A 24,638-nucleotide genomic window follows, 5' to 3' on the forward strand; every position below is an offset into this window, starting at 1 on the left:
GCCGTACCAGATATCCGAGGGCACGGCCGCCGGACGCTGCCCTCCCAGTGTCCCCTACCGCGGGCGGGGACGCAGGGGAACGGGCGGCCCGTTTGCTCTGCCCTTGCCGGTGCGTCGTCACCTCGATGGGCTACCCGTTCGTTCGCGCGCCATGCAGGATGTGACGTGCCCGCCCGCGGTCGCCTCCGGCCGAACTGTCAGTGCGGACGGTGTGCCCGCACGATCGCGGCGAGGAATTCGTAGTCCTCGGCGCGAGCGGTGGAGGCCCGGTGGACCAGTCCGATGGTACGTCCCGGCGCGGGTGCGGCGAAATGCGCGGTTTCCAATGCGCCACGGGCGGTTTCGGCGGCCACGGCCATCCGGGGGATCAACGTGACGCCGAGGCCGCCCGCCACGCACTGCACGACCGTGGAGAGCGAGGCGGCCCTGGTGTCGCCGACCGCGCCCGGCGCGACGTCGAAGGAGCGGCACAGGTCGAGGGTCTGGTCACGCAGGCAGTGCCCTTCGTCCAGGAGCAGCAGCGGCTGGTCGCCCAAGGCGTTCGGGGCGATGTCGGCGCGACCGCCGAGTTCGTGGCCGCGCGGGGTGACGAGCACGAATTCCTCGTCGAACAACGGGATCTCGACGACGCCGTGCGCCTGGGTCGGCAGGGCGAGCAAGGCGACGTCGAGCACCCCGGTGCGCAGCCCCTCCAGCAGTCGCGTGGTCTGATCCTCGACGATCTGGGGATGCAGGTCGGGCAGTCGCTTGCGCAGTTGCGGGAGCAGGGTGGGCAGGACGTAGGGCGCGACCGTGGGGATGATGCCCATCCGCAGGGCGCCGCCCAGACCGCCGCCGGTGGCCGAGGCCACGAAGCGGTCGGCGGCCTCGAGGGTGGCCATCGCCTGCGGCAGCAGTCGCGTCCCGGCGGCGGTGACCAGCACGCGCCGGGTGCTGCGTTCGATGAGCTGTAGGCCGAGGCCGTTTTCCAGGGCGGCCAGTGCCTGCGATAACGTGGGTTGGCTCACGCTGAGACGAGCTGCGGCGGTGCCGAAATGGCGGTACTCGGCGATCGCCACGAACGCACGCAGCTGCGACAGTGTTGGCTGATAAGTCTGATCAGTCACGCCTATCAGTGTAGTGCGACTGATCACCTTTACCTTTCACTGCGCGTTGGGCAAGATCACGAACGCACGCATCGCACGCCGACAATCCCACAAAGGACGAGGAGACAAGCATGGCCCTGCTGACCATCGGCGACCAATTCCCGGCATACAACCTCACCGCCGTCATCGGCGGTGACCTGTCGAAGGTCGACGCTCAGCAGCCCGACGACTACTTCACCCGGATCACCAGCGACGACCACGCGGGCAAATGGCGCGTGATCTTCTTCTGGCCCAAGGACTTCACCTTCGTGTGCCCGACCGAGATCGCCGCGTTCGGCAAGCTCGAAGAGGAATTCGCCGATCGCGACGCGCAGATCCTCGGCGCGTCGGTCGACAACGAGTTCGTGCACTTCCAGTGGCGTGCCCAGCACGAGGACCTCAAGACCCTCCCCTTCCCGATGCTGTCGGACCTCAAGCGCGAACTCGCCTCGGCCACCGGCGTTCTCAACGCCGACGGCGTCGCGGACCGCGCCACTTTCATCGTGGACCCGAACAACGAGATCCAGTTCGTCTCGGTCACCGCCGGGTCGGTCGGCCGCAACGTCGACGAGGTGCTGCGCGTACTCGACGCGCTGCAGTCCGACGAACTGTGCGCCTGCAACTGGAAGAAGGGCGATCCGACGATCGACGCGGGCCAACTGCTCGCCGCGAGCGTCTGAGCCACACCACCACGATCATCGCCCCACCCCCGCGCCGCGGGGACGATCCGAGCCGAGGAATCACCCATGAGCATTGAGAACCTGAAGAACTCCCTCCCCGAGTACGCCAAGGACCTCAAACTCAACCTGTCATCGATCTCGCGCACCACGGTGCTCACCGAGCAGCAGCTGTGGGGCACCCTGCTCGCGTCGGCGGCCGCCACCCGTTCGGCCACGACGCTGCGCGAGATCGCCGAGGAAGCGGCCGACACCCTGTCGGCCGAGGCGTACGACGCCGCTCTCGGCGCCGCGTCCATCATGGGCATGAACAACGTGTTCTATCGCGGCAAGGCGTTCCTCGAGGGTCGCTACGACGATCTGCGCGCGGGTCTGCGGATGAACATCATCGGCAACCCGGGTGTGGACAAGGCCGACTTCGAGCTGTGGTCATTCGCGGTCTCCTCGATCAACGGCTGCGCGCACTGCCTGGAAGCCCACGAGAAGACCCTGCGCGAGGCGGGCGTCTCGCGCGAGGTGATCTTCGAGTCGCTGCGCGCGGCGGCCATCGTCGCCGGCGTCGGGCAGGCCGTGGTGTCGACCGAGTCGCTGGCGGCCGCCGCGCTCTGAACTCGCCGCGACGTCGGATTCCGTGCCCCGCTCCCCTCTGGAGCGGGGCACGTTTCGTTTCTTCGCTACCATTCAGCTATCGGCAAAATCACAGCTTCCGACGGCCGGTGCGATGACCACCGGGTTTGCGGCAATCACCGGTGAGGATCATCGACATGGGTCGTTGTCGGCTCCGTGGCGCACGGGTCGGCCGGTAGGCTCGCGGCATGGGCACACACGGTGAACCTGAGGTCATGAGCACGCGGGTCGAGGTGGTGCGCGTCTTCACCGATGCCGCGGGTCGACTCGGTAACGAGCTCGGCATCGCCAGAGCCGCCGAGGTGATCGCCGCCGATCCGCAGGCGCTGGCCGCCCGCGCGGGCTTCAGCGAGACGGTGGTCGTCTCCGATCCGGTGGACGAGATCGCCCGCGTACGCGTTTACACCCCCGCCTTGGAACTGCCCTTCGCCGGACATCCGTCGGTCGGCACCGCCTGGTGGTTCGCCGAACAGGGCATTCCGGTCAAGGTGCTCCAGATGGCGGCCGGACCGGTCACGATCGAGATGACCGGCGGGCTGACCTGGATCAAGGCCCGCGGCGAATGGGCTCCCGACTTCACCTTCCACCAAGTGGCCGACCTCGAGGAGCTCGAGGCGCTGCGGCCCGACGATTTCACCGGCGGCCCGCACTACCTGTGGACCTGGACCGACGAACACCGTGGCGCGCTGCGCTCGCGCATGTTCGCCCCGACCATGGGCATCGCCGAGGACGAGGCCACCGGCGCGGCGGCCGTCGCGCTGACCGCGCAGCTGAGGCAGGGTTTGGTCATCACCCAGGGCAAGGGCTCCCAGCTGTTCACCCAGTGGGATTCCGACGGATGGGTGCATCTCGGCGGGCGGGTCAGCGCCGATTCGGTGATCGATATCTGAGTCACCGGCCTCCGGGTCACCCGTGGACGGCGGCGATCAGCATGTACGCCGTGCCCAGGTCCATCACCAGGTGCGGGATCACCGCCGAAGCGCCCGCGGACGGATGGGCGAGCAGATGCGGACGGTGGGTCGCGGGCAGGACCAGCATGACGGCCGCGTCCAGACAGAACAGGGTCGCCAACGCCAGGGCGGGCGCGACGGCGGGACCGGAGTGGCCGGCGCCGTTGTGGCCCGACATCGCATAGAGCATCGCCGCCGCCGCGACCGCGTGGTAGCCCAACGCTCCGGCCCGGTGGATCACCGCGTCGAAACCATTGCGGTGCGGCGTGATAGCGGTGCCGTGCGGCGTGATAGCGGCGTGCCGAGTACCGTCAGGGTGCTGATCGACGCCTGAGCGCTGTTCGACGCCGAAGTGCTGGGCGAGGCCGATCAGCGGCAGCAGGACGAACACCACGGCCATCGCGGTCAGCACCCCGCGCAGGGCGTGCGGGTCCGCGGTCGCGGGGAACACCAGCATGGTCAGCATCACCAGACACATCAGCAGGTGCGCGGCATCCGATTCGCGATGCGCGGACGTCGAGACTTCCCGCGCGGTCGCCGAATCGCCGACCACCGCCGGATTGTCGACCACCGCCGAAGCACCCGCCGCCGCTGAATCGCCCGCCGCGGTCGAATCGCCGGAAGTGACGTCAGCACGAAATCCACTGTGCGCCAACGCCTCCACACGGAGCGGTAGCGCCAAGCGCGTCGCGACGATCACCGCCGCGACGGCGAAGGCGAACGCCGCCGACCACCGCAACACGGCGTACTGCTGCACGAAAGCCGTCACACCCCACCACCTTCCGACGCGTACACCCATGCTCGCACCGACAAGACCGTGTCCGCGGGAGTTCAGGGGTCCGTGCGGTGCCCCCACACCGCCCCCGCGTCGCCTTCACGCCGCCGAAGCCCACCGCCTCACGGCACGCCCACCGCGCCCCGACCTGTCCGCCGTGCCGACGGCCGCGTCATCGCATCGTCTGGCCTCGCCACACGCCACCCAGCCGGGTCATCGCGCTGCCCGTCCGCCTCACCACGCGGCCCGCCCGCTGGATCGTGCGGAACGGCGGGCCCGCCACCGCGCCACCATGGGCGCGCCCGGTGGCGTCACGGCGGCGGCGACCACGGAGGCGGCCAGGAGATAGGTCGCCACCGCGACCGCCGAGACCAGGAACACCCTGGCCGTCGCACTGCGCTCGCGCGCATCGCTCATGATCGTCCCCCTTGGTCGGATCACCGTGCAGCATAGCCACGGGTCCATCGCGGGGTGGCCGATCACGCTCGCGCACCGAGAAATTCACCTTTGCGCCGGCGTCGCGATCAGTCCTCGCGCAGTACGCGTTTGAGCACCTTGCCGGTGGGCGTGCGCGGCAACTCCGCGACGAACACCACATCGCGCGGCACCTTGAACCGGGCCAGATGCGCTTTGACGTGCTCGCGCACGTCGTCCTCGCTGAGCGTGTGGCCTTCGCGCACGACGACGACCGCGCGCAACCGCTCCCCGTGGCGTTCGTCTGCCACACCGAAGGCGCACACCTCCCGTACCGCCGGATGCGCGGCCAGCAGTTCCTCCACCTCGCCCGGGTAGACGTTCTCGCCGCCGGAGACGATCATGTCGTCGTCGCGGCCGTCGACGAAAAGTCTTCCCGCGCGGTCGAAATGGCCGAGGTCGCCGGTGGACATCAGGCGGCCGACGCGCGGTTTGTCGCCGCCGCCGGTGTAGCCGTCGAACTGGAAGTCGTTGCCGACGAAGATGCGTCCGGTCCAGCCGCGCGGCAGTTCGATGCCGTCCTCGCCGAGGATCTTCACCGTGGTGCTCGGCACCGGCTTGCCGACGCAGCCCGGTTCGCGGGCCAGATCCGCCGGGGTGGCGATGGTCGCGTAGGCGACTTCGGTGGAGCCGTAGACGTTGTAGACCACGGGGCCGAAGGCGCCGGTCACCCGGCGGCACAGGTCGGCGCCCAGTTGCGAACCGGCGACGAAGATCACTCGCAATTTGCGCAGGTCGCGCCCCACCCGCGCTTCCGGACCGAGGTCGACGATGCGTTGCAGCATGACGGGGACGGCGATGAGCGCGGTCGCGCGGTGTTCGTGCAGGCTGTCGAGGACGGCCTGCGGGTCGAAGCGTCGGCGGATGACCAGGGTGGAGCCGAATCCCATCGCCAGCATCGCCTGGGCGAAGCCGAGGGTGTGGAACAGCGGGGCCGGACATTCGGTGACCTCGCGGGCCCGCATGGGCACCCGGGACAGGATCGCGCCCAGCGGGGCCAGCGAACTCGGTTCACCGCGCCCGGCCCCTTTCGGCGTGCCGGTGGTGCCGCTGGTGAGCAGCACGATGCGCGCCGTGGTCGACGGCGGGCGCGGGCGGTGGCGCGCGCCCGAGGCTATCAGGTTGTCGAGGGTGTCCACGGCGGGTTCGTCGACCCAGGCGCGGTAGGCGCCGCGCGCCAGGTCGAGATCGTCGGGCAGCGGGGCGTATTCGTCGTCGTAGACCAGCAGGTCGGCGCTCTCGCGGGCGAGCACCTCGCGCAGTTGCGGCCCGGCGAACCCGGTGTTGAGCAGGATGATCCTGGCGCCGCATTTGGCGGCGGCGAAGACCGCGTAGTGGAAGCCGCGGTGGTTGCGCACCAGCACCGCCACCCCTTCGCCGTCGCGCAGGCCGCGCGCCCGCCAGGCGTTGGCCAGCGCGGTGCTGCGCTCGTCGAGTTCGCGGAAGGTGACCGGGCCTGCTTCGTCCAGAACGGCCACCCGGTCGCGGTAGCGCAGCGCGGCTACGGTGGCCAGGCCGCCGAGCATGCCCGCGCGCAGAACGGCGACGCCCATACGAGCCAGTCGGTCTGGCCGTTCGGGGGTGGCCAAGCCGGCGCGCACCGCCAACGCGGCGTAATAGGTCTCGTCGGCGGCGCGCCGCACCGCCCCGGCCGCGACCGTCCCGAGGGTCTCGGCAAATCCCATGTCCAGAACCTCACTGTTCTCGCCCCACCCGACACGCCGATGGCAGGTGCCCTCACCCTAGAGCGCCGGTCACACCGCCGTCGAGCCTCGCACTCTCGCCGCGAGAGAATGGCAGCCGTGCCGAACACCACCGACGTGCGCTTGGACATCGATGATCTGTCGGGCCCGGAGATCAAGGCCCTGCTTCGCGAACATCTGGCCGAGATGCGCGAGCACTCGCCCGACGGCAGCATGCACGCGCTGGACGTCGAGGGGTTGCGCGATCCGTCGATCACGATGTGGAGCGCCCGCCTCGGGCCGGATTTGGTCGGGTGCGGGGCGCTGCGGCGACTCGACGACGAGCACGCCGAGATCAAGTCGCTGCGTACGGCCGCGGGCCACGCCGGGCGCGGCGTGGCGACCGCGGTGTGAGACTCACCCCAGCGCGGCGGTGAATCCCGCCGCCAGTTCGTCGATCTGGTCGTCGGTGGTGATCAGGGGTGGGGAGATCTGGAGGGCTCCCGAGCCGATCGCGCGGGTCGAGACACCGTGGGCGCGGAGTACTTTCACCAAGGGCAGGGCGTCGGCGGGGTCGGCCAGTTGGATGGCGGCCAGCGCGCCGACTCCCGAGCGGACCTCGGCGACGCGCGGGTGTTCGGCCAGCGGGGCCAGCCGGGTGCGCAGTGTCGCCTCGAGGCGGAGGGCGGCCCCGGGCAGGTCCTCGCGTTCGGTGATGGCCATGGTGGCAAGGGCGGCGGCCGCCGCGCCCGCGTGGCCGCCGTAGGTGTAGCCGTGCCGCCACCAGACCCCGCCCGCGAAGAACGGCGCGGCGACGTGCGGGGCGACGATCAACGCACCGAGCGGCACGTATCCGGAGGTCAGGCCCTTGGCGGCGATCAGCATGTCGGGTGCGAGGTCGTAGCGGGCCGAGGCGAACCAGTCGCCGCCGATGCGGCCGAAGCCGGTGATCACCTCGTCGGCGACGAAGAGGATCTCGTGTTCGCGGCACAGGTCGCGCACCCGGGACAGGTAGCCGGGCGGCGGCGGATACACCCCGCCCGCGCCGAGGACCGGTTCGCAGAAGAACGCGGCGACGCGCTGCGCGCCGAGGTCGGCGACGAGCGCGCCCAACGCCTCCGCGTCGTCCCACGCGACCGAGCGGGTGTCGGTCATCAACTCCCCGTAGCCCTCCCGGTTGGCCGGGAGCCCGGTCAGCGAGGTGCCGCCGACGTGCATGCCGTGGTAGGCCCGGGTGCGCCCGACCAGCACGGTCTTGTCCGGTCGGCCGACCTCGCGCCAGTACCGCCGCGCCAGTTTGGCCGCCGAGTCCACCGAATCCGAACCGCCCGCGGTGAAGAAGACCTTGCTGTCGGGCACGGGAGCGACAGCGGCCAGGCGACGGGCGAGTTCGGCGGTGACCGGTTCGGTGACGTCGCCGAAGCCCGAATAGTGCGCGAGGGTGCGCAGTTGGTCGGCCACCGCGTCGGCGACCTCCGCGCGTCCGTGTCCGATGTTGGCGAACCACAACCCGGCGGTGGCGTCGAAGTAGCGCGCCCCCGCCGCGTCCCAGATGTAGGCGCCCTCACCGCGGGCCACCACGAACGCGCCGTCGTGTTCGACGGCGCCCATGTCGGCGAATCCGTGCCACAGCGCGGTCATCGCGTCCACCTCCTGAGGGGTTCAGGTCACCTCGGCCGCGGGCGTGCGCCAGCGCGTGGCCAGCGCGCCCACCGACGCGACCGCCGGCGCCAGCAGCGCGAACACCCCGGCCAGCACGATCAACCCGATGATCAGGGAGACGTAGCCCTGGTGGCGCGGGTCGATGAACGGGTACGGGTACCAGTCCACGAGGGGGCCGCGGATCAGCGTGTACACCCCGTAGACCAGCGGGTAGATCAGCCAGCCGCCGATCAGTCGGGCGGTGACGCCGAGCGCGACGGGCGACAGCACCCAGTCCGCGAGCAGCACGATCGGCAGGATGCGGTGCAGGACGTCGTTGATCCAGCGGTCGGTGAGCATCACGTCCAGATTGGCCAGCAGGACGGCGTAGACGACGCCGGTGATGAGCAGGTACAGCGTCACCGCGCCGCGTATCGTCTGCCAGCGGCGACCGGCGGGGTCGCGCAGGCCACCGATCAGCAACACCGCGACGCCGAGCACGTTGGACTGGATGGTGAAATAGCTGAAGTAGTTCGCGACGGAGAAGGTGACCAGGTCGGCGTCGCGCAGCGGAATCCAGACCAGCGCCAGGACGCCCAGCACGCCGAAGCCCACCCGGAGCATCCGGATCCACCACGCCGTTCCCGCCGCCGACCGCATCGCTCGATGGTCGCACAGCCGGACTGGTCACCGCCCCGATTCGGGCAGCGAGCACACTTCCCGCAACGGTGTCGACCGGACGGGTCGCCCACCGTCGCCGCGGGCTGCCCGGGCCGCGTGTCCGCGCGGCCCATTAGGCTGGAAGGGCCATGACCAGGACAGCCGACCCCGCGACACGCGAACTGCGCACCAGGCTGGCGAACCTCTCCCTCCGCGACGAGTACCGGCTGCGCCGCCGCCTCGATCGCGCGCGCGGCGAACAACTCGCCGAGGTCGCCGCCGAGATCACCGCCGCCGAACACCGCGTCGAGCAGCGGCGCGCCGCCGTGCCCGCGATCGGCTATCCCGAGCAGTTGCCCGTCACCCAGCGTCGCGAGGACATCGCCGCGGCGATCGCCGCCAACCAGGTCGTGATCGTCGCGGGTGAGACCGGTTCGGGCAAGACCACCCAGATCCCGAAGATCTGCCTGGAACTGGGGCGCGGCATCCGCGGCGTCATCGGGCACACCCAGCCGCGCAGGCTCGCGGCGCGCACCGTCGCCGAGCGCATCGCCGAGGAACTGGGCACCGAACTCGGCGACGTGGTCGGCTACACGGTCCGCTTCACCGATCACGCCTCCGACCGCACGCTGGTCAAACTGATGACCGACGGCATCCTGCTCGCCGAGATCCAGCGCGACCGCCTGCTGCGCCGCTACGACACGATCATCATCGACGAGGCGCACGAGCGCAGCCTCAACATCGACTTCCTGCTCGGCTACCTCAAGCAACTGCTGCCGCGCCGCCCCGACCTGAAGGTGATCATCACCTCGGCCACCATCGACCCGGAACTGTTCGCCCGCCACTTCGCCGACGAGCGCGGTGAGCCCGCCCCGATCGTGGAGGTCTCGGGGCGTTCCTACCCGGTGGAGATCCGGTACCGGCCGCTCTCGCTGGAGTTGCCTCCGCTCGACGAGGACTCCGACACCCGGATCGTCGACCGCGACCCGGTCGACGCCATCGGCGACGCGGTGCGCGAACTGTTCACCGAGGGCGACGGCGACGTGCTGGTCTTCCTGTCCGGTGAGCGCGAGATCCGCGACACCGCCGACGCGCTGCGCGATCTGCGGTTGCCGCGCACCGAGATCGTGCCGCTCTACGCGCGACTGTCGGCGGCCGAGCAGCACAAGGTGTTCGAGCCGCACACGGGCCGCCGGGTGGTATTGGCCACCAACGTCGCCGAGACGTCGCTGACGGTGCCCGGCATCCGTTACGTGGTCGACCCGGGCACCGCGCGCATCTCCCGGTACTCGATGCGCACGAAGGTGCAGCGCCTGCCGATCGAGGAGATCTCGCAGGCTTCGGCGCGGCAGCGCTCGGGCCGCTGCGGCCGTGTCGCCGACGGCATCGCCATCCGCCTGTACTCGGAGCAGGATTTCGAGACCAGGCCCGCGTTCACCGAACCGGAGATCCTGCGCACCAATCTGGCGGCGGTCATCCTGCAGATGACCGCGCTCGGGCTCGGCGACATCGAGAACTTCCCGTTCGTGGAGGCCCCCGACAAGCGCGCCATCCGCGACGGCATCGCCCTGCTGGAAGAACTCGGCGCGATGACCAGGCAGTCCGCGTCGCCGCGTCCCGCCCCCGCCGCTGCCGCCGACACCGAAACCGCCCCTGCCGAATCCGACACCGGCACCGCGCGGGCCGAATCCGCCGAATCGCGGTCGGACCCGGGGTTGACGCTGACCGCCACCGGTCGGGAGATGGCCCAGATCCCGGTGGACCCGCGCATGGCGCGGATGCTCGTGCAGGCGCACCGCACGGGCTGTCTGACCGACGTGCTGATCATCGTGGCGGCGCTGTCGATCCAGGACGTGCGCGAGCGTCCGGCGGAGTTCCAGCAGGCCGCCGACACCGCGCACGCCCGTTTCGTCGTGGACGGCTCGGATTTCCTGGCCTACCTGCGCCTGTGGACCTATCTGCGCGAACAGCGAACGGCGTTGTCGTCCAACCAGTTCCGTCGCATGTGTCGCGAGGAGTTCCTGCACTACCTGCGCATCCGGGAATGGCAGGACCTGCACGGCCAACTGCGCACGATCACCCGCGGCCTCGGCTGGTCCGCCGAGGACGCGCGCGCCGAAGCCCCCGACTCCGCGGCGGAACCGACCTCGCGACGCGGCGGACAGGGTTCGCGGCGCCGTCGCGGGGGCGGGCGGCCCGCGCACTCCGACCGGGCGCGCCCCCGCGCGGCGGAGACGGCGAAGGCGGAAGACGACAGCGTCCCGTGGGATTCCACCGCCGTGCACCAAGCACTGCTGGCGGGCATGCTCTCCCACATCGGGGTGCGGGAGGCGGAGTCGCGCGAATTCCTCGGCGCCCGCAACGCGAAGTTCATGATCTTCCCCGGTTCGTCGCTGGCCAAGAAACCGCCCCGCTGGGTGATGGCCGCCGAACTGGTGGAGACGTCGCGGCTGTGGGGCCGGATGGCGGCCAAGGTGGAGCCGGAATGGGCCGAACGGCTCGCGGGCGATCTGGTCAAGCGCACCTACTCCGAACCGCACTGGTCGGCCAAGCGCGGCGCGGCCCGCGCCTACGAGCGGGTCACCCTGTACGGGATCCCGCTGGTCACCGGACGCCCGGTGGACTACGGGCGCATCGACCCGGAACTGTCGCGCGAGTTGTTCCTGCGGCACGCGCTCGTCCAGGGCGAATGGCAGACCCGGCACGAGTTCTTCCACCGCAACCGGGCGCTGCTCGAGGATGTCGCCGACCTCGAGCACCGGGCGCGCCGCCGCGACATCCTGGTCGACGACGAGGTCCTGTTCGAGTTCTACGACAAGCGCATTCCCGCCGAGGTCGTCTCGGTCCGCCATTTCGACACTTGGTGGAAACGGGCCTCGCGCACCGATGCCGGTCAGTTGGATTTCACCGAGTCCACGGTGGTCAACGACAACGCCGCCGGTCTGGACCCCACCGATTTCCCGGACGCCTGGCGACAGGGCGAGCTGTCCTTCCCGCTCGGCTACCAGTTCGAGCCGGGACAGGCCGACGACGGCGTCACCGTTTCGATCCCGGTCGAGCAACTGGCCCATGTCCGTCCGGTCGGCTTCGACTGGCTGGTGCCGGGCATGCGCGAGGAACTGGCCGCGGCCTTCATCAAGACGCTGCCGAAATCGTTGCGCCGCAGCGTGGTTCCCGCCCCCGACTTCGCCGCCGCCGCACTGGCCGCGCTCACCCCGCGTTCGGAACCGCTGCGCGTCGGGCTGGCGCGGGAACTGTCACGACTCGGCTCGATCACCGTCTCCCCGGCGGATCTGGATCCGACAACCCTGCCGGACCATCTGCGGATGACCTTCGCGGCCGTGGATTCCACCGGCGCGGTCCTGGCCAAGGGCAAGGATCTCGGCGCGTTGAAAACGGCGCTGGCCGAGCAGGTCTCGGCCTCGGTGGCGCGCGCGACCGCGGGCGCGGAACGAGCGCCCGCCACGGTGTGGACCTCGGGGTCGCTGGGCACGCTGCCCGCGACGGTGCGGCGCGAAGTCGCCGGGCAGACGGTCACCGGCTACCCGGCGCTGGTCCCCGAACCCGAGGGCGTCGCGGTGCGCGTTCTGAGCTCACCCGCCGAACAGGCGGCCGCCATGCGCACCGGCACCCGCGCGCTGGTCCTGGCCGCCCTGCCCACCTCGGTGCGCGCGGTCACCGCGAGTCTGCCGCCGCGCGACCGGCTCACCCTGAGTCAGAACCCGTACGGCAGCCTGGACGCCCTGGTCGAGGACTGCCGCGCGGCGGCCGCCGACGAGTTGATCGCGGCGGCGGGCGGCCCGGTCCGCTCCCCCGAGGAGTTCGACGCGCTGCTGGCCCGCGTCCGGCCTCAGTTCACCTCCGCGGTCGCGCGCCTGGTGCGCGCGGCGGTGCCGGTGCTGGCGGGCGCGCACCGGGTGAGTTCGCTGCTGGCCGACACCGTCGAACGCGATATCGCCGAGGATGTCCGTCGCCAACTCGACGACTTGGTCTTCCCCGGATTCGTGTCCGAATGGGGCGGTGACCGGTTGCGCGAGATTCCGCGCTATCTGGAGGCGGCCGCCGTGCGACTGGCCGCGCTCCCCGGTTCGGCCGTGCGCGACCGCCAGGGCATCGCCGAGGTCGACCGCGCCCTGAGCGCCTACGACCGCTTGGTCTCGGCCCTGCCCGAACACCGCCGCGACGCCCCCGACGTGGCGGCGATCTGGTGGATGATCGAGGAGTTCCGGGTCAGCCTGTTCGCCCAGAAGTTGGGGACGCCCTACCCGGTGTCGGTCAAACGCATCGAGAAGGCGATCGCGGCCGTGCGACGCTGATCGCCCGCCCGCCCGTCAGTCGACCGCGACCGCCGCGGCGGCGCGCGCCGCTCGCATGTCCTGGATCTCGCGCTCGAAATCGTCGGCCGAGGTGAAGGAGCGGTACACCGAGGCGAACCGCAGGTAGGCGACCTCGTCCAGATCGCGCAGCGGCCCGAGGATCGCCAAACCGACCTCGTGACTGGGCACCTCCGGCGCGCCCTTGGCGCGCACCGCGTCCTCGACCTGCTGGGCCAGCAGGTTCAGGGCGTCGTCGTCGACCTCGCGGCCCTGGCAGGCCCGCCGCACGCCGCGGATCACCTTCTCCCGGCTGAACGGTTCGGTGACTCCGCTGCGTTTGACCACCGACAGGATGGCGGTCTCCACCGTGGTGAAGCGCCGCCCACAGGTCGGGCAGGATCGTCGACGGCGGATGGCCGCACCTTCCTCGGCCTCGCGTGAGTCGACCACCCGGGAGTCAGGGTGTCGGCAGTACGGGCAATGCATCCGAGAGATCCTTCGTCGATGCGCGCGCTCGCGTCCGGCCCGGTCTCCGATCGTGTCGACCGGCCCGGCGAGCTCGTGTACAGGGCGGCTGCTACACCTCCATAGCACTTCGAGAATACTCGCCCCGCTACCGGGTGTTGTGCGCGGAGGCGCGCGGGCTCAGCCGCCGACGCGCCACTGCTGGGTCATGTCCGCCACGACTTCGGGCAGTCGCTGCACGAGTCGGCCGCGCGCGAGCTTGTTCCAGAACGGCTCGCCCAACACACTCGCGGCCATCGCCGGGTTGGTCTCCATATCGATGTGGCGGGGCACCAGATCGCCGACGATGTAGGCCCAGCGGCTCTGGCGGTCGGCCCAGTTGAAGTTCGGCAGCGGGGTGCGCAGGGCCAGCGTCTGCCCGTTGACCTGGGCGCGCACGGTCGCGGGCGCGAAGACGCCGGGCGCGCGCACGCCGGGGACGGCGGGTTTGCCCGCGACGGTGCTGATGTAGGTCAGGACCCGGCCCATCGCGCCGCGACCGCGCGAGGTGGCATCCCACTGGTCGGCGACGACGTGGTTCTGCTCGCGGTCGGTCATCGCGATCAACGCGTCCACGAAACCTTTGGTGGCGCCCGCGCCGAGGCCGGCCCACGCGGTGCGCAGCGCCTCGTCGATCACCCCCGCCGCGTACAACTCCTCGATACCCGACATCCCGCGCGCGACGTAGGCCTCGTGCATCGGCACCAGGTCCAGGAAGATGTGCTTCTGCATGACCATCAGCCGGGTCTGGTACCAGCTCAGATCCTGCGCGGTCAGGCGCGGCCCCTCGGCGGCCAGCAACCGGATGTCACCGGGGACCTGCGCGACCAGTTCCGGCGGGGTGGCGCGCAGCAGGTCGGCGACGGCCGTGCCGAGTTGGTGGATGCCCGGCAGGTCGACCAGCAGGCCGACATCGCTCATGTCGAAGAACCCGGAGGCGAAGGACCCGCCCGCGATCCCGGCCAGACCCGCCCAGTAGAACTCGGGGTGCGCGGTGGCCAGGCGCAGATAGTTCACATACACCTGGTTGAAGGTGGCCTCGTTGGCCCGCACGCCACGGGTCGGGTCCCAGGCCGCGAGATCGATCTTCGCGTTGTCGGTGGCCACCACCAGCCAGTACTGGTGCAGCAGTGTGGCGTACCGTGACGGATCGATCCCGTCGGCACGGGCCTGTTCGACCGCGGTCCGCAGCGTCGACTCCTCCAGCGGGAGAACGGGGTTCAGCCCGCCGCCGTTCTCGCCCTCGCCGTTGACGACGGGAAGATCGAGGTAGAGCGAGTAGGCGGGTACGGCCTGGGCCGCGGGAATCGCGCTCAGGCCCAGCAGAAGACAGCTGAACAGCCCGACCAACCGGGCGAGCGTGCGGACGGCGCGTCCGACGGGGTGGTGCGTCATTGCAGGGTCCCGTAATCGATCGTGGCACTCAGGCGTTCGGTCAGGTCGACTGCACCGTAGCAACACGTTCCAGTCGCTGATCGATGAATTCGGACATCTTGTCGGGAACGGTTCAGCGGGGGAAGTTCTCGCCGGGCACCGAGCGGTATTCGGCGGCGACCGGCACCGGAGCTGGGTCCGTCTCCGGAATGAGCCCGGCCCGCCAGTGCGCCAAGCCGATCAGCGCCGCCACCACCAGCGCGCTGAGCAGCGCCGCCGCGGCCAGCACCGCGTAACCCACCTGCGCCTGCTCGACGCTGTCCACCCGCTGGGGCGCGCAGCGCACGGGCGTACGGGTCGACCGGTGCCCGCGGTAGGCCATGGCCGCCGCGGGCCTTCCGGCCCGGGGGCGACGCACCGCGACATGGCGCGGACCGCGCGTCGCCGGACGGTGTTCGAACACCGGCTCGAGCTCGGCCGGAATCAGATCTTCGCTGGTGGGAGCGGTGGAGGCGAGGGCGGTGCGGGTTGCGGTCTTCATCGGACAAACCTCCGTGAGGGGTGGCTGCGGGTGGCTCGAAGGGACGCTAGTCGATCACTTGTTCGAAGAACCGATGCCGGATTTCTACCACGCCCCGCCGACAAAGTCAGCCCGAACACCCGACATGCGTCGAACAGATGTTTGAAACATCGTCGTGGCCGGACTAAATTCAGACGCGCGAGTTCATCAACAGGAAGGCGGTTGCCGGTGAGCCACACAGACGACACGGGTGAGGAGAGCGGAGCCGGGGCGGACCCGTCCTCGACCGGAGCAGACCTCACCGTGCGTCAGCGCAAGGTACTCGAGGTCATCCGCACCTCGGTCAGCGAGCGCGGCTACCCGCCGAGCATCCGCGAGATCGGCGACGCCGTGGGTCTCACCTCCACCTCCTCGGTCGCCCACCAGTTGCGCGCCCTGGAACGCAAGGGCTATCTACGGCGCGATCCGAATCGTCCACGCGCGGTGGACGTGCGCGGACTCGACGAAGCCGTGCGCGCGGTCACCACGCTGCCCGGCGCGGCGGTCGAGGACACCGAGACCGGCGTGGACAACGGCCACCCGGCCCCTACCTACGTGCCGGTGCTGGGTCGCATCGCCGCGGGCGGTCCGATCCTGGCCGAACAGGCCGTCGAGGACGTCTTCCCGCTGCCGCGCGAACTGGTCGGCGACGGGTCGCTGTTCCTGCTGAAGGTCGTCGGACAGTCCATGGTCGACGCCGCCATCTGCGACGGCGACTGGGTGGTGGTGCGTCAGCAGAACGTGGCCGACAACGGTGACATCGTGGCCGCGATGATCGACGGCGACGCGACGGTGAAGACGTTCAAGCGCACCGGGTCGGAGGTGTGGCTGATGCCGCACAATCCGCTGTTCGAACCGATCCCCGGCAACGACGCCCGCATTCTCGGCAAGGTCGTCACGGTCATCCGCAAGATCTGACCCGCGTCTCCCAACGGGACAGCGCCTCCTCGGGGAGTCGCTGTCCCGTTGCCTTTTCGGCCCGTCAACCCCGTCGGGCCGATCCGTCCGGGACACCGCAGCCGAATGACACACTCGGAACGGCGAATTCACCCTCGACCGCTCAGCCTACATTGTGACCGGTCACCGAACGCGGTCCATTCCTTGTGATGATTCATGCACACCGGAAGTGTTCGCGGCCACCACCGTTCAGCTACTCTCTGACTCCGGAGGGTGCCGGTCCGTGGCAGCCGGTGTCGGGGCCGGGGGCATCTCCGCCGCGCACACCCAGTATCTCCACCGCGCGAGCGCCGCACCGCCCCCGGATACAAAGGATTCACCGCCTTGCCCAGAACGCTGACCAGGATTCTGATCATCCTGATCACCCTGTTCACTGCGGGTTCGCTGATGAGCTCCGCCTCCGCCGATCCGCTCTATCCCTCCCCCGACCCCGATCCGTTCTACACCGCGCCCGCCGACCTGTCGGCGAAAGCGCCCGGCGACGTAATCCGCACCCGCCGCATCGATACCGGCATGTATGTCGGCACCGAAGGGTGGCAGGTGGCATTCCGCTCGACCAATTCGGGCGGCGACGCGATCCTGGGCGTCACGACGGTGCTGCTGCCCTCGGGCGTGCGCAATCCCCCACTGGTGTCGTATCAGGCGCTGATCAATTCGCTCGGCAGCAAATGCAATCCCTCCAAATCGCTGTTCAACGGTGAACTCCAGGACGCGATGGGCGCGATGCTGCCGATCGGTCGCGGCTGGGCGATCTCGCTGCCGGACTATCTCGGCCCGAATGTCGCCTACGGCGCGGCGAAGCTGAGCGGCATGGTCACCTTGGACAGCGTGCGCGCGGTCCAGCGCGCGACCGAGATCGGGCTGTCGAATTCCCCGGTCGCGATCGCGGGCTATTCCGGCGGCGGTATGGCCTCGGCGTGGGCGGCCGCACTGCAACCCACCTACGCTCCCGAGTTGAAGCTGGCCGGGGTCGTGGCGGGCGGTATCCCGGCCGATCTGGAGGAGATGGCATTGGGCCTGGGCTTCGCGCCGCATCCCGGTTTCGGTCTGGCCTTCGCCGCCGCGATGGGCCTGGAACGCGAATACCCGGACCGGTTGCCGATCTCGGATCAGCTGAATCCGACCGGATTGTGGTTCCGCGAGTTCACCCACGACGAATGCCGCCGTTTCCTGTTGTTCCACGGCGCGATGCGCAGCGCGGACCAACTGGCCGCCTCGAAATCACTGATGGACAGCCCGGCGGCGCGGGAAGTGCTGCACGAGAACAGCCTTCGGGATTTCCCCGGAACCCCCACCGCCCCGATGTACATCTGGCAGGGCGTCTACGACACGCTGACGCCGTTCGATTCGGTGAAACAGACCGCCGACCGTTATTGCCGCGCGGGCGCGCCGCTCACCTTCGTCCCCTATGAGATCGCCGAACACATGACGACGGCGGCGGCCGGTTTCGCCGACGCCTGGAATTATGTCGAAGCGCGCTTCCGCAACGAGGCGCCGCCCGTTCGCTGCTGACCGGCGATTTCGCGCGGGACGCGATCGGACCCCCGACCCGAGTGCGCGGACTCGCGCGAAAAAAGGGCCGGGAACGGAGTTCCGTGGTCTCCGTTCCCGGCCATTCCTCACGGAAGCAACAGCATCCCGAGGAATCCCTGGATCGCACTCACGAGCGACTCGACGAAGTTCGGAATCATGATTCTTCCCTTTCTCTGCGTGATCACGGCGCCACGCCGCACACCGGTCGAGCGGGCTCGAACCTGACCACACGTGGTCGCCGCCGCGATATCTCATGAGGTATTCGATGTCACGGGACCCGGGGATGGGCGCGCGGCGAAGCGAATACGCCGCTGCGCGCGCGACAATGGCGCGGTGACGGAACTGGTGTGGTACGCCGCCTACGGCTCGAACATGCACAGCGCCCGCCTGCGCTGCTATCTCGCCGGTGGCACTCCCGAGGGCGGCGCGATCACCCTGCCGGGCTGCCGGGATTCGACCGCGCCGCGCGCCACCGTCGCCCGCACCCTGCCCGGCATCGTCTACTTCGCGACCGAATCGCTGACCTGGACCGGTGGCCGCGCTTTCTACGACCCCGACGGCGCGGGCGAGACCCCGGTCCGCGCGTATCTGATCACCGCCGAACAGTTCGCCGACTTGGTCGCCCAGGAGATGTACCGGCCGCCCGGTCCCGATCTCGACCTCACCGAAGCCCTCGCCACCGGTCGCCAGTCCCTCGGCCCCGGCCGTTACGAAACCCTGGTTCACGCGGGAACTCTCGACACCCACCCCTTGCTCACCTGCACCGCGCCCCGGCACTACACCGGCCTGCCGGGCAATCCGCCCTCGCCCGCCTACCTGCGGCACCTCGCGGCCGGTCTGGTCGAATCCCACCACTGGTCCGTGCCGCACGTGGCCCGATACCTCGCCACCCGCCCCGGAGCCGAGTCGCGCTGGACGCCGGAAACCGTTGCGGCGGTGCTGGAGTCGTAGGGGGGCTCAGACCGCGACGGTGACCGAATCCGGATCCACCGCCCCCGCGTCGACCCGCGCCGGGGACAGTGCGGTGACGGCGCGGGCGATCGCGTCGGAATCGGCGAGGGTGACCGAGTCGACGCCGGGGCGGATGCCGACGGCCGTGGACCAGTGCACCGATTCGGTGGGGATGCCGAAGGCGAAGCGGCGCGGATGGGGCGTGTCGGTCGCGTCCACCACGCGGTGCGGACGCGGCGTCACGGCCAGACCGCCGGTCTCGTGCACGACGCCACCGGATTCGAGGCGGAAGGGGGTGCACTGGCCGGTGGTGAGCAGATGCAGCAGCAACGGGTCGGCGGTGCGGCGCAGATCCGGTTCGGGAAGTCTGGCCTCGATGAGCGTGCCGGTGCGCACGCGGAAGTCGGCCACCCGGGGCGACCAGGCGACATAGCGTTGGTCGCGGACGTCGACGCAGACGACGGCGGCGGGACCGAGCACCTCCAGCACGCCCGCCTCGACCAGCGCGCCCATCTGCTCGACGCGATCGCCGGGCGGTCCGATGGACAGGTAGGAGTTCAACGGCGTGAACCAGGTGTAGAGGTCCTCTGCGTGCGAGCGCGGGGTGAGCGCGCCGCGGTCCACGGCGTAGCGCAGTTCGTTCCTGACATCGCGCAGGACGTCCAGGGCCGCCTTCACGGGGCTGCTGAGATTGCCGCGGCGGGCGTCGGCGACGTCGCGGGCGAGGTGGTCCAGGATCCAGGCGCGGAATTCGCTCTGGCCCTGGAATTCTCGTCCCCCGGTGGGGTCGGCCACCAGCGACCAGTCCCACTTCCGATCGGCGAGACCGTAGGCCGCGAGCAGGCGGTCGATGCCGGTGCGCGCGGACGCGGCGCGGTCGAGGGCGTCCAGGAAGGCCGGGCGTTCGGCCGCGCGGCCCTGCGCGGCCAATCGCGTCGCGTAGTAGACGCTTTCGACCTCGCGGGCGATCAGGGGCCACAGGTCCCGTTTGAAGTCGACGGCCCCGCGCGCGTCGCGCAGCTCGCGGATGGCCTCGACGGTGAGGTAGCGCGGGATGTGCCTGCCCGCCACGCCTTTCTCGTTGTCGCCGCGCGCGTGGTAGGGGATGCCGCGCCGGGACAAGGCGTACAGGCGGGGTTCGTCACCGCAGGCGCGGTAGACCAGTCTGCCGTCCTCGCGGTGGAATTCGCCGCCGCGGCCGGTGCTGAGCAAGGCCATGTAGTCGAAGAAGTTCAGGCCGAGACCGCGCAACAGGACCGGTTCGCCCGCCGGGATGTCGGTGAGGTCGATGTCGGCGGGGTTGCCGGGCGGGAGGTAGCGCAGGTGGTGGATGCGGGCCAGACTGGCCGCTCTGGCTTCGGCGCGGGTGGGCCGCACCGGGAGATGACCTGGGGTCAGCACGACGGCGTCCAAGTCGTGCAGGCGGGTGCCGTCCTCGAGGCGCACACCCTGGGGTCCGACCGTGCGGCCGTGGGTGTCCGCGAGCGCCACGGCGCGCGAAGCGTGCACGACCACCTCGACGTGGCGCGGAGCGCGGGCGAGCACACGATCGAAGCAGGCGCGCAGGTAACTGCCGTAGAAGGCGCGGGTCGGATAGCTGTTCGGGCCGAGAGCGGCGGCCTCGGCCAGCGTGCGCCGGTCCAGATCCGGGGTGGGCTCGGCGGTGATCGCCACGGCCCAGTCGTACAGGGACGGACCCGGTTCGATCGGGCCGTCGATCCGCGCGCTGTCGTCGGTGTACACGGTGATCTGACAGGCCACCGTGTTGGTGAGCAGATGCCGGGACTGATCGCTGCGCCACACGTGGCCCGCGCCGGGGGCCGCAGGGTCCACCACGTGCACCCGCAGGAGGTCGAAGGACGGGGCCGCGCGCTCGTTCGCGCACAACCGCTCCAGGACCGACAGGCCCCGCGGCCCGAGCCCGATGATGCACAGACGGAACACCTCAGCGTCACCCATACCGCCAAGCCTCACACCGAAGCTGTTGCGCGCCAACACCTTCGCCGCGCATGTGTCAGGTCGCCCACCAGCGCCCCACCACAGTGCCAGATCGCCACACCGGAGCATCGCTACTCGGGCGCGCCCCCTGTCATCCGCCGGTATCGCGCGAGGACCGAGTCCGCGACGATCGGCGCGGCCCCGAGGTAGTTCTCGGGCGTCAGCGCGGCGGCGATGGCCTCGGGTGAGAGGTGCGCGCGCACCGACGGTTCCTCGGCGAGGATGTCGGCCAGCGGACGGCCGGAGGCCCCGGACAGGTGGGCGGCTTCGCGCAGCAGGGTTTTCGTCTCGAGTCGTCCAAGCAGCGGTGCGAGCAGGACCGCCAGGCGTTCGGTGAGGATCTGTCCGCCGCTGAGCGCGAGGTTGGTGCGCATGCGGGCGTCGTCGACGACGAGGCCGTCGCACAGTTCGACCGCGGTCGCGGCCGCGCCGCCGACCAGCAGCAGCGCGTCGCGCAGCGGTTGCCATTCGGCGTGCCACGCGCCCGCGGACCGTTCGTCCTCGCCGACCATGGCCGTGTGCAGGATCGAGACCAGGGCGGGGACCTGGGTGGCGGTCGAGCGGAGCAGGGCGCTCAGCGCCGGGTTGCGTTTCTGCGGCATGGCGGAGGATTCGCCGCGGCCCGCGGCGGCGGGTTCGGCCAGTTCGGCGACTTCGGTACGGGCCGAGGCGATCACGTCGGCGGCGATCTTGCCGAGCACGCCCGCGACCTGGGCCAGGACGCCCGCGATATCGGCGAGGGGTGTCCGGTTGGCCTGCCAGGGCACCGCCGGGGCACGCAGGGACAGGCGTCGGGCGAATTCCGCGGCGAGGTCGGCGTACAGGGCCGCGGCGTCCGCGACCCGGCCCTGCGAGGAGGCGGCCTCGAGGTAGGCGGCGGAGGTCCCGGCGGCCCCGCCGAGTTGGACCGGCAGCGCGCCCGTCGCGAGGGGCCGCACCCGGTCGCAGGCGTCGAGGACGCCGTCGAGCCAACCCGCGGCCTTCGCGCCGAAGGTGGTGGGCACGGCGTGCATCGCCAGGGTGCGGGCCACCACGGGTGTGTCGCGATGACGCCGGACCAGTGCGGCGAGCAGGTCCGCGAGCCCGGTCAGATCGGCGTGGACCTCCGCCAGCACACGGGCGGCCACGAGCATCGCGGCGGTGTCGAGGATGTCCTGACTGGTCGATCCGCGGTGGACGTGGTCGGCGGCGACCGGATCGTGGGCGGCCACCACGCGGGTCAGTTCGGCGACGAACGCGACGACCGGATTGGCGGCGCCGCGCGCGGCCACCGCCAGTGCGGCGACGTCGAAGTCGTGGCGCGCGAGGGCCTCGGCGATCCGGTCGGGCACGTCGGCGGGCACGATGCCGAGCGCGGCCTGCGCTCCGGCCAAGGCGATCTCGACCTCGACCATCGCGCGCACCCAGGCGGCGTCGTCGAGGAGGGCGGCGACCCGCGCACCCGCGCGGACAGGTGCGAGCAGACCGGTGTCGGCGGAAGGGATTTCGACGGAGGTGGGCATGGTTCCAGCGCATCGCACGCCGCCGAACCCGGCAAGGGGATCGGCGGGGATCTGTCACCTCCGCGAATCCGGGACGGACGCCGCGGCGTTCGTCCCGGATCACGTCGTGGCGACGGGAGGGGTCACGCCTCCACGAAATCGTCACCGCCCTTGCCCGGCGACCCGAGTCGCGGGGAGTCCGGGTCGGTGCGATCGGCCCCGCCGGGCGTCATCTTGTTCGGCCACCAGATCGGTTCCCCGACCAGCAGGGTCAGGGCGGGGACCAGGACCGAACGCACCAGCAGCGTGTCGATGAGGACGCCGAGAGCGACCGCGAAACCGAGTTGCACCAGGGCGACCAGCGGCATCGTCATCAGGATGGAGAAGGTCGCGGCCAGCACGACGCCCGCCGAGGTGATGACGCCGCCGGTGACGGCCAGACTCAACCGCATTCCGGCCCTGGTGCCGACCCGGTGCGCCTCCTCCTTGGCGCGTGTCATCAGGAAGATGTTGTAGTCGACGCCCAGCGCCACCAGGAACAGGAACGCCAGCACCGGGAACACCGGTTCGAGCCCCGCGAAGCCGAACACGTGCTCGAACACCCAGATGCTCGCGCCCATCGCCGACCCGAAGGACACCACGACGGTCAGCACCAGCGCGATCGGCGCGACCAGCGAGCGCAGCAGCACGATCAGGATGAGCGTCACCACGACCAGGACCAGCGGGATGACCACGCGTTCGTCGCGCGAGGCGGCGTCGGCGGTGTCGAGCATGGCCGCGCTGGGGCCGCCGACGACGGTGCCCTCGGCGACGCCGGGCAGGTTCTCGCGCAGTCGCTCGATGGTGGCGTGATCGCCGTCGGAGTCGGCCGGGTCGACCGAGAACGCGGTGATCTCGGCGAAGTCGGGACCGGTGCGTCCTTCCATGGCCAGCGCGATGCCGGGATCGCCGGTGACCGCGCGCAGGACCTCGGGCCTGCTCGGGGTCGGGGTGATGATCGTCAGGAAACTGCCGCCCATCTTCGGGAAGTGCTCGGCGACGACGGACTGCCCGGTGACGGCTTCGGGGGTGTCGACGAAGCGTTCGGCCTGGGTCAGCGGACGGGTCTGGGCGAGCAGACCCAGCGCGAGCACCCCGAGTATCACCAGGGAGGCCGCGACCGCCCAGGCGGGACGGCGGGCGACGGTGTCGCCGATGCGCACCCACAACCCGGACCTACTCGCCTTGTCGGACTCGATGACGCCCACCTTGGGGATGCGCGGCCAGAAGATCGAGCGGCCGAACAGGACCAGGATCGCCGGGAACACCGTCAGCATCGCCAGCAGCGTGCAGACCACGCCCGCCGCGCCGACCGGGCCCATGCCCGCGGTGTTGTTCATGTCGGCGGCGATCAGGCACAGCAGGCCGAGGGCGACGGTGGCCGCCGAACCCGCGATGGCGGGCCCCGCGCCGCGCAGTGCCGCGATCATGGCCGTGCCGACGTTCTCCTCGCGTCGCAACTCCTCGCGGTAGCGGGCCACGATCAGCAGGGCGTAGTCGGTGCCGACGCCGAAGACCAGGATCAGCAGGATCGCGGCGCTCTGGTCGTTGACGGTGATGTCGAAGGCCTTGACCAGCAGATAGACCACGCCCATCGAGAAGACGTAGGCCATCGCGACCGAGATCAGCGGGATCAGCCACAGCGCCGGACTGCGGTAGATCAGCAGCAGCAGGACCGTCACCACGAGCAGGGTGGCCAGCAGCAGTTGTTCGTCCACGCCTTCGAACGCGCCGTCGAAGTCCGCGCTCATCGCGCCGGGGCCGGTCACCGAGACCGCCAGACCCGGCGGGGTGTCCGCGACCACGTCCCGGAACTCGTCGATGTACTCGGAGGGCTTGCCGAAGGAGACGCTCACCGGCACCGCGTACAGCAGGGCCTTGTCGTCGTCGGAGACGGTGATCGCCTCGGCGGCAGGGCGCGCGCTGACGCCGTAGCGCTCGTTGAGGCTCTGGTATTGCCGTTGCGCGGCTTGACGATCGGCGTCGGTGATCGCGCCGTCGCGCTCGTAGACGACCCAGAAGACGTTCTCCGAACCGCCGGGCAGGGTCTCCGCGATCCGTTCGACCTCGGTGGCCTCGGCCGACCCCGGCAGGTAGTCGGTGGCCTTGTACGACTTGACGTCGTTGAATCCGCTCACCCAGGGGGATATCGCGACCAGCAGGACCAGCCAGCCTCCGATGATCAACAGCGCTCGCGTCCGCATCAGATCCACTCTCTCGTCGATTCCGCTCCGTACGGGGAGCAGACTAGTACATTGATCGGGATATAGACCAGTGTTCCACCGACCGGACCAATGTTCTAGCTGCGAGTATGGA

Annotated in this window: 20 protein-coding genes; 8 read left to right on the forward strand and 12 right to left on the reverse strand. The window is 70.4% G+C overall.

Annotation, left to right across the window (positions count from 1 at the left end; genetic code table 11):
* Positions 1 to 197 precede the first annotated feature (197 nt).
* The gene (locus ON30_RS17720; protein ID WP_040708557.1) at positions 198 to 1,106 is read right to left on the reverse strand and encodes a hydrogen peroxide-inducible genes activator; all 909 of its coding nucleotides are present in this window, start codon (positions 1,104 to 1,106) and stop codon (positions 198 to 200) included.
* A 110-nt stretch (positions 1,107 to 1,216) separates the two neighbouring features.
* Between ON30_RS17720 and ON30_RS17725 the strand changes: the two genes are divergently transcribed.
* The 3 genes from ON30_RS17725 to ON30_RS17735 all read left to right on the forward strand — a co-directional run bounded on the left by ON30_RS17725 (position 1,217) and on the right by ON30_RS17735 (position 3,318).
* Positions 1,217 to 1,804, forward strand: a complete 588-nt coding sequence (locus ON30_RS17725) for a peroxiredoxin (RefSeq protein ID WP_040708558.1) — start codon at positions 1,217 to 1,219, stop codon at positions 1,802 to 1,804.
* Between the two features lie 66 nt (positions 1,805 to 1,870).
* The gene (gene ahpD, locus ON30_RS17730; protein WP_040708559.1) at positions 1,871 to 2,410 is read left to right on the forward strand and encodes an alkylhydroperoxidase, AhpD family; all 540 of its coding nucleotides are present in this window, start codon (positions 1,871 to 1,873) and stop codon (positions 2,408 to 2,410) included.
* A gap of 233 nt (positions 2,411 to 2,643) precedes the next feature.
* Positions 2,644 to 3,318, forward strand: coding sequence for a PhzF family phenazine biosynthesis protein (locus ON30_RS17735; protein ID WP_040708629.1), 675 nt, complete (start codon positions 2,644 to 2,646; stop codon positions 3,316 to 3,318).
* A 16-nt stretch (positions 3,319 to 3,334) separates the two neighbouring features.
* On the opposite strand, the gene ON30_RS17740 is transcribed toward ON30_RS17735, so the two are convergent.
* The 3 genes from ON30_RS17740 to ON30_RS17750 form a co-directional block, all read right to left on the reverse strand.
* Positions 3,335 to 4,147: a DUF5134 domain-containing protein gene (locus ON30_RS17740; protein ID WP_040708560.1), complete on the reverse strand. Its 813-nt coding sequence runs from the start codon at positions 4,145 to 4,147 to the stop codon at positions 3,335 to 3,337.
* A gap of 240 nt (positions 4,148 to 4,387) precedes the next feature.
* Positions 4,388 to 4,570: a hypothetical protein gene (locus tag ON30_RS17745; protein WP_040708561.1), complete on the reverse strand. Its 183-nt coding sequence runs from the start codon at positions 4,568 to 4,570 to the stop codon at positions 4,388 to 4,390.
* A 107-nt stretch (positions 4,571 to 4,677) separates the two neighbouring features.
* Positions 4,678 to 6,312 carry an acyl-CoA synthetase gene (locus ON30_RS17750; RefSeq protein WP_040708562.1) on the reverse strand — a complete coding sequence of 545 codons (1,635 nt, stop codon included), beginning with the start codon at positions 6,310 to 6,312 and terminating at the stop codon, positions 4,678 to 4,680.
* 117 nt (positions 6,313 to 6,429) lie between these two features.
* Here ON30_RS17750 and ON30_RS17755 point away from each other — a divergent pair, with 117 nt between their 5' ends.
* Positions 6,430 to 6,723, forward strand: a complete 294-nt coding sequence (locus ON30_RS17755; protein ID WP_051029476.1) for a GNAT family N-acetyltransferase — start codon at positions 6,430 to 6,432, stop codon at positions 6,721 to 6,723.
* A 3-nt stretch (positions 6,724 to 6,726) separates the two neighbouring features.
* Here ON30_RS17755 and ON30_RS17760 read toward each other — a convergent pair whose 3' ends face one another.
* Together ON30_RS17760 and ON30_RS17765 are read right to left on the reverse strand one after the other, a co-directional pair.
* The gene (locus tag ON30_RS17760; RefSeq protein ID WP_040708631.1) at positions 6,727 to 7,950 is read right to left on the reverse strand and encodes an aminotransferase family protein; all 1,224 of its coding nucleotides are present in this window, start codon (positions 7,948 to 7,950) and stop codon (positions 6,727 to 6,729) included.
* 21 nt (positions 7,951 to 7,971) lie between these two features.
* On the reverse strand, positions 7,972 to 8,574 hold the full coding sequence (locus tag ON30_RS17765; RefSeq protein ID WP_245554099.1) for a Pr6Pr family membrane protein: 603 nt from the start codon (positions 8,572 to 8,574) through the stop codon (positions 7,972 to 7,974).
* A gap of 185 nt (positions 8,575 to 8,759) precedes the next feature.
* On the opposite strand from ON30_RS17765, the gene hrpA reads away from it, so the two are divergent.
* Positions 8,760 to 12,926, forward strand: a complete 4,167-nt coding sequence (gene hrpA / locus ON30_RS17770; protein ID WP_040708564.1) for an ATP-dependent RNA helicase HrpA — start codon at positions 8,760 to 8,762, stop codon at positions 12,924 to 12,926.
* A 15-nt stretch (positions 12,927 to 12,941) separates the two neighbouring features.
* Here the strand turns inward: hrpA and nrdR are convergent, their stop codons facing one another.
* The 3 genes from nrdR to ON30_RS17785 form a co-directional block, all read right to left on the reverse strand.
* On the reverse strand, positions 12,942 to 13,412 hold the full coding sequence (gene nrdR / locus ON30_RS17775) for a transcriptional regulator NrdR (protein WP_040708565.1): 471 nt from the start codon (positions 13,410 to 13,412) through the stop codon (positions 12,942 to 12,944).
* A 159-nt stretch (positions 13,413 to 13,571) separates the two neighbouring features.
* Positions 13,572 to 14,825 carry a hypothetical protein gene (locus ON30_RS17780; RefSeq protein WP_040708566.1) on the reverse strand — a complete coding sequence of 418 codons (1,254 nt, stop codon included), beginning with the start codon at positions 14,823 to 14,825 and terminating at the stop codon, positions 13,572 to 13,574.
* A 112-nt stretch (positions 14,826 to 14,937) separates the two neighbouring features.
* Positions 14,938 to 15,345, reverse strand: coding sequence for a hypothetical protein (locus ON30_RS17785; protein ID WP_040708567.1), 408 nt, complete (start codon positions 15,343 to 15,345; stop codon positions 14,938 to 14,940).
* 282 nt (positions 15,346 to 15,627) lie between these two features.
* Here ON30_RS17785 and lexA point away from each other — a divergent pair, with 282 nt between their 5' ends.
* The 3 genes from lexA (at position 15,628) to ON30_RS17800 (ending at position 18,804) form a co-directional block, all read left to right on the forward strand.
* Positions 15,628 to 16,281: a transcriptional repressor LexA gene (gene lexA, locus ON30_RS17790; protein WP_373282581.1), complete on the forward strand. Its 654-nt coding sequence runs from the start codon at positions 15,628 to 15,630 to the stop codon at positions 16,279 to 16,281.
* Between the two features lie 363 nt (positions 16,282 to 16,644).
* Positions 16,645 to 17,832 carry a lipase family protein gene (locus tag ON30_RS17795; RefSeq protein WP_439928100.1) on the forward strand — a complete coding sequence of 396 codons (1,188 nt, stop codon included), beginning with the start codon at positions 16,645 to 16,647 and terminating at the stop codon, positions 17,830 to 17,832.
* Positions 17,833 to 18,186: 354 nt separating this feature from the next.
* On the forward strand, positions 18,187 to 18,804 hold the full coding sequence (locus ON30_RS17800) for a histone deacetylase (protein ID WP_218006276.1): 618 nt from the start codon (positions 18,187 to 18,189) through the stop codon (positions 18,802 to 18,804).
* 6 nt (positions 18,805 to 18,810) lie between these two features.
* On the opposite strand, the gene ON30_RS17805 is transcribed toward ON30_RS17800, so the two are convergent.
* The 3 genes from ON30_RS17805 to ON30_RS17815 form a co-directional block, all read right to left on the reverse strand.
* Complete coding sequence (locus tag ON30_RS17805; RefSeq protein ID WP_040708569.1) at positions 18,811 to 20,763, reverse strand: FAD/NAD(P)-binding protein; 1,953 nt, start codon at positions 20,761 to 20,763, stop codon at positions 18,811 to 18,813.
* Positions 20,764 to 20,873: 110 nt separating this feature from the next.
* Positions 20,874 to 22,304: a lyase family protein gene (locus ON30_RS17810; protein ID WP_040708570.1), complete on the reverse strand. Its 1,431-nt coding sequence runs from the start codon at positions 22,302 to 22,304 to the stop codon at positions 20,874 to 20,876.
* A 122-nt stretch (positions 22,305 to 22,426) separates the two neighbouring features.
* Complete coding sequence (locus ON30_RS17815) at positions 22,427 to 24,526, reverse strand: MMPL family transporter (protein ID WP_083911487.1); 2,100 nt, start codon at positions 24,524 to 24,526, stop codon at positions 22,427 to 22,429.
* Positions 24,527 to 24,638 lie beyond the last annotated feature (112 nt).

The sequence above is a fragment of the Nocardia takedensis NBRC 100417 genome (genome assembly GCF_000308695.1).
GTDB classification, from domain to species: domain Bacteria; phylum Actinomycetota; class Actinomycetes; order Mycobacteriales; family Mycobacteriaceae; genus Nocardia; species Nocardia takedensis.

Coding starts and splice junctions, on each gene's coding strand:
- ON30_RS17725 (WP_040708558.1), top strand. CDS start 1,217: ATGGCCCTGCTGACCATCGGCGACCAATTCCCGGCATACAACCTCACC.
- ahpD (WP_040708559.1), top strand. CDS start 1,871: ATGAGCATTGAGAACCTGAAGAACTCCCTCCCCGAGTACGCCAAGGAC.
- ON30_RS17735 (WP_040708629.1), top strand. CDS start 2,644: ATGAGCACGCGGGTCGAGGTGGTGCGCGTCTTCACCGATGCCGCGGGT.
- ON30_RS17745 (WP_040708561.1), bottom strand. CDS start 4,570: ATGAGCGATGCGCGCGAGCGCAGTGCGACGGCCAGGGTGTTCCTGGTC.
- ON30_RS17750 (WP_040708562.1), bottom strand. CDS start 6,312: ATGGGATTTGCCGAGACCCTCGGGACGGTCGCGGCCGGGGCGGTGCGG.
- ON30_RS17760 (WP_040708631.1), bottom strand. CDS start 7,950: ATGACCGCGCTGTGGCACGGATTCGCCGACATGGGCGCCGTCGAACAC.
- ON30_RS17765 (WP_245554099.1), bottom strand. CDS start 8,574: ATGCTCCGGGTGGGCTTCGGCGTGCTGGGCGTCCTGGCGCTGGTCTGG.
- hrpA (WP_040708564.1), top strand. CDS start 8,760: ATGACCAGGACAGCCGACCCCGCGACACGCGAACTGCGCACCAGGCTG.
- nrdR (WP_040708565.1), bottom strand. CDS start 13,412: ATGCATTGCCCGTACTGCCGACACCCTGACTCCCGGGTGGTCGACTCA.
- ON30_RS17780 (WP_040708566.1), bottom strand. CDS start 14,825: ATGACGCACCACCCCGTCGGACGCGCCGTCCGCACGCTCGCCCGGTTG.
- ON30_RS17785 (WP_040708567.1), bottom strand. CDS start 15,345: ATGAAGACCGCAACCCGCACCGCCCTCGCCTCCACCGCTCCCACCAGC.
- ON30_RS17805 (WP_040708569.1), bottom strand. CDS start 20,763: ATGGGTGACGCTGAGGTGTTCCGTCTGTGCATCATCGGGCTCGGGCCG.
- ON30_RS17810 (WP_040708570.1), bottom strand. CDS start 22,304: ATGCCCACCTCCGTCGAAATCCCTTCCGCCGACACCGGTCTGCTCGCA.
- ON30_RS17815 (WP_083911487.1), bottom strand. CDS start 24,526: ATGCGGACGCGAGCGCTGTTGATCATCGGAGGCTGGCTGGTCCTGCTG.